The sequence below is a fragment of the Methylocaldum sp. genome (assembly GCF_039794385.1).
Lineage (GTDB): Bacteria > Pseudomonadota > Gammaproteobacteria > Methylococcales > Methylococcaceae > Methylocaldum.
In genome coordinates, this window is the sequence record NZ_JBDIVO010000402.1 from 1 (window position 1) to 3,809 (window position 3,809).

General features: G+C 64.2%; 3 protein-coding genes. All 3 read right to left on the bottom strand.

All coding sequences use genetic code 11. The annotated features are described in order from the left end of the window. On the bottom strand, nt 1–1,880 hold a 1,880-nt coding region (locus ABJK70_RS21600; RefSeq protein WP_347259087.1), incomplete at its 3' end, for an efflux RND transporter permease subunit. Further along, nucleotides 1,880–3,124, bottom strand: coding sequence for an efflux RND transporter periplasmic adaptor subunit (locus ABJK70_RS21605; protein ID WP_347259088.1), 1,245 nt, complete (start codon nt 3,122–3,124; stop codon nt 1,880–1,882). The genes ABJK70_RS21600 and ABJK70_RS21605, both read right to left, overlap by 1 nt. A gap of 8 nt (nt 3,125–3,132) precedes the next feature. Continuing rightward, complete coding sequence (locus ABJK70_RS21610) at nt 3,133–3,636, bottom strand: hypothetical protein (RefSeq protein ID WP_347259089.1); 504 nt, start codon at nt 3,634–3,636, stop codon at nt 3,133–3,135. Nucleotides 3,637–3,809 lie beyond the last annotated feature (173 nt).

The window sequence follows — 3,809 nt, forward strand, 5'->3', positions numbered from 1 at the left end:
TGCTCCCGCTCCTCCCAGTCCTTCATCGACATGCCGGCGAAAGCCTGATAGGCGCTGCCCACCCCGCCTCCGCCCGGCGCCACGCCGTTGATGACGAACGAATGGTCGGTGGCGTCGAAATCCTGAATGATCTCGCCGACCCGGCCGGTCCAGCGTTCCAGGTAGTCGATGGAGACGTTGGGATCGGCGGTGGCCTGCACGATGAGAAAGCCTTGGTCTTCCGTCGGCGCCAGCTCGTCCTCGGCGGCGGTATACAGAAAAAAGCAGGCGACCAGTACGACGCCTCCGAACAGCAGCACCAACCAGCGCTGCTCCAAAGTGTAATGGAGGAGGCGGCCGTAACGCTCGGCCACCCATCCGAAGCCTGCGTCCACCCGGCGGCTGAGCCCGCGTTTCCCGGTTTCCCGCCTGAGCAGCTTGGAGCACAGCATGAACGACAGGGTCAGGCCGACGACGCCCGAGATCAGCGTCGCCCCGACCACCGTGAAGGCGAACTCGGTGAAGAGATTTCCGGTGAGCCCGGTCATGAAGCCTATGGGCGCATACACCGCCACCACCACGATGTTCATGGCGACGATGGGCGCCGCCAATTCGCGCCCGCTTTCGAGGGCGGCCTCGAACCTGCTCTTGCCCTCCTCCATGTGGCGGTGGACGTTCTCCACGATGACGATGCCGTCGTCCACCACCATGCCGATGGCAAGGATCAGCGCCAAGAGGGTCAGGAGATTGATGGTGAACCCCATGACCAGGATCAGGAACAGCGAGCCCACCAGCGACAGCGGCATGGCCACGGCGGGCACCAGCGCGGCGCGGGCCGATCCCAGGAACAGGTAGATGACCCCGGTCACGATGCTCAGCGCCTCGGCCAGCGAAACCAGCACCTCGCGCATCGAGTCGCGGATGAAGTCGGTGCTGTCGTAGACGATGACGCCGCGGATGCCCGCGGGCAATTGCCGCTGGATATCGGGAAAGACTTCGCGCACGCGCGCCGCCGTGTCCAGGGTATTGGCCGTGGGCGCCGCTTCCACGGCGATGAACACTCCCGGAACCCCGTCGAAATACACCGAGGTTTCGTACGATTCGGCACCCAGGGACACCTCCGCCACGTCCCGCAACCGGATCAGCGCGCCGTTGTCCTCCCGCACCACCAGCCGCTCGAACTCCTCCACCGAATGCAGGTTGGTCGCGGCATCCAGCGAGATCGAGAGGGTCGCTCCCTTGGTCGATCCCACCGCCGCGATGAAGTTGTTGGCCTCGAGCGCCGCGCGGACGTCTGTCGGCGTGACCCGGAATGCCGCCATGCGCTTCGGGTCCAGCCAGATGCGCATGGCCACCGTCTGCCCGCCCAGGACCGGCGCCTCCTGAACGCCGACCAGGGTCTCCAGGCGCGGCCGAACGGCGCGGTTGAGATAATCGGTCACCTGGTTGCGTTCCAGCACCTCGCTGTAAAAGGCGATGTACATGGCGGCGGTCGGCTCGCCCGGAGTGACGGTGACGATGGGGTCCTCGCTGCCGGGCGGCAACTGGTTCCGCACTTGGTTGATCTTGGTGATGATCTGGGCCACCGCGGCGTTGGGATCGTAATTGAGCAAAAGCCTCGCCCGGATGGTGCTGGTACCCTGGACGCTGGTGGATTCGAGATAGTCGATGCCCTCGGCGGTGGCGATGGCCTGTTCCAGGGGCGTGGTGATGAATCCTCTGACCAGTTCCGCGTCGGCGCCGAAATAAGGGGTCGAAATGGTGATGACCGAGGAGTAGGTTTCGGGATACTCGCGGACATTGAGGGACTGAATCGCCCTCAATCCCAGCATCAGAATCACCAGGCTGACCACCGAGGCCAGCACCGGCCGCTTGATGAAGAGATCGGTAAAGCCGCCCATCACGGTCCCTTCGGTATGGGGTCGACTTCCGGCAGCACGTCCCGGTCCGAGATGAGCACCCGCGCCCCGTCGCTGAGCTTGAGCTGACCCGATGTGACCACCCGGTCGCCGGGCGCGACGCCCTTCAGGATTTCGACGCGCAAACCCCGGCGCTCGCCGGTGGTGACAAAAACCCGTTGGACCCGATGGATACGCTGGTCCGGAGCCCGAGCGGAAGAAACCGCCGAATCGTCCGGATTTCCGCTATCGTCGGCACCGCCGGCCGGCAGTGCCGGAGCCGCCCCGCCCCCTTCCCGTATCACGAACACGACGTCGCCGTACGGGCTGTAGCTGATCGCCGTGTTGGGAACTGCCAGCACCCGGCGCTCGTCGGGAAGCGTCACGACCGCGTCGGTGAACATGCCCGGCCGGAGCAGGCGTTCGCGGTTGGGCAGCGTCGCGCGCACGCTGAAATTATGGGTTTCCCGGTCGATCTGCGGGCTGACCGCGCTGATTTCGCCTTCGAAAACCTGATCGGGGTAGGCGTCGACCCGCACCCGGACGGGCAGTCCCGGTCCGATAACGCCGTAATGACGTCCGGGTAAGGTGAAATCCGTGTAGATGGGGGCGATCGACTGCAAATCGACCACGGCCTGTCCGGGTTCAAGATATTGTCCCAGATTGACGTAACGGAGTCCGAGAACCCCGCTGAACGGTGCCTCGATCCGCTTTTTGCCGATCAGGACCCGCTGTTCCCTAACCTGGGCTTCAAAGGTTTCCACCCGGGTCGCCGCCTGCTCCCGTTCGGATTGAGATACGAAGCGCCGCTGCGCCAGTTCGCGGAACCTAGCCAGATCGCGGCGCGCCTGTTCGGCCTCGGCCTCGAGGCGCTCCAGCCGCGCCAGGTCCACATCGGTCTTGAATTGCACCAGGGTCGCGCCCTGCTCCACTTCGGCGCCCGATTCGAACCCGATGGTTTCCACCATGCCCGCCACCTCGGTGGTCACTTGCACCCCGTGCACGGCGACGAGGTTGCCGATGGCGTCCAACTCGGTCCGCCAGATCTCCGGCTCGGCACGGGCTGCCGTCACGGTGACGGGAGGGATCTCGAACGGTTCAGCCGGTCCGCGTTTACCGACAATCTGCGACCAGAGCCAATAAGCGACCAACGCCAAGACAGCCAGAACGGCGAGTCCTACCAAGATCCGCCATCGCCCCCCCCTGCCGAACGCGCTCTCCGTTTCATGCGCCGAACGCCGTGCCATTCGCCGCATCAGCGGCGCGGCAAACAAGTCACCCGCAGCGACTTGATATCTTCGAAAATCCCCAGCCCGCTGCGTCCCCGTCTTTCCCCCAAGTCGGGGATTTGCTGTCCTGGTTCGAACGACAGGCTATGGTCCTCGAAGTCTTCGTCGTCGAAGGCGGTTACCTGGGCGCGCGGTCCGACTATGACGCTTTCCAGGCCGGTCCAGCGGGCGCCGAACGGACCTTTCATGGTGCGCATCTCGACCGGGCCGACGATGTTCAGTTGAATTCCGGTAAAACGGTCGCCCGTGTAGAACTGCACCCAGCAACCGTCGGCGACCCGCTCGGCGCTGAACGATCCGGGCACGATCAGGACCGTCGGCAAAGCGCTGGGCTCCTCCGTAATCGGCGGGCGAGCGCCGGTATCGGGCGCGGAGGGAGGCACGAACTCCCTAGCCGTCACATTCAAGCCCGCCACGACGGACAGCACCCCGGCCACAATCCCGAACCGAAGGTGCCTAAATTTCCGCATGCGACGCTCCGATCAGAAAATGAGCATAAGAATCCCGATCACGACCAATAACCCGATCAGGAAGATGATGCCGATCGCGCTGCCCAGGAATCGCAAGATGCTGCTCATGTCCATATCTCCGCGAGTGAAATAGAGTTTCCTCCATAACCATTGAGACAGCCTCTCCGAGGTTT

Coding starts and splice junctions, on each gene's coding strand:
- ABJK70_RS21605 (WP_347259088.1), bottom strand. CDS start 3,124: ATGGCACGGCGTTCGGCGCATGAAACGGAGAGCGCGTTCGGCAGGGGG.
- ABJK70_RS21610 (WP_347259089.1), bottom strand. CDS start 3,636: ATGCGGAAATTTAGGCACCTTCGGTTCGGGATTGTGGCCGGGGTGCTG.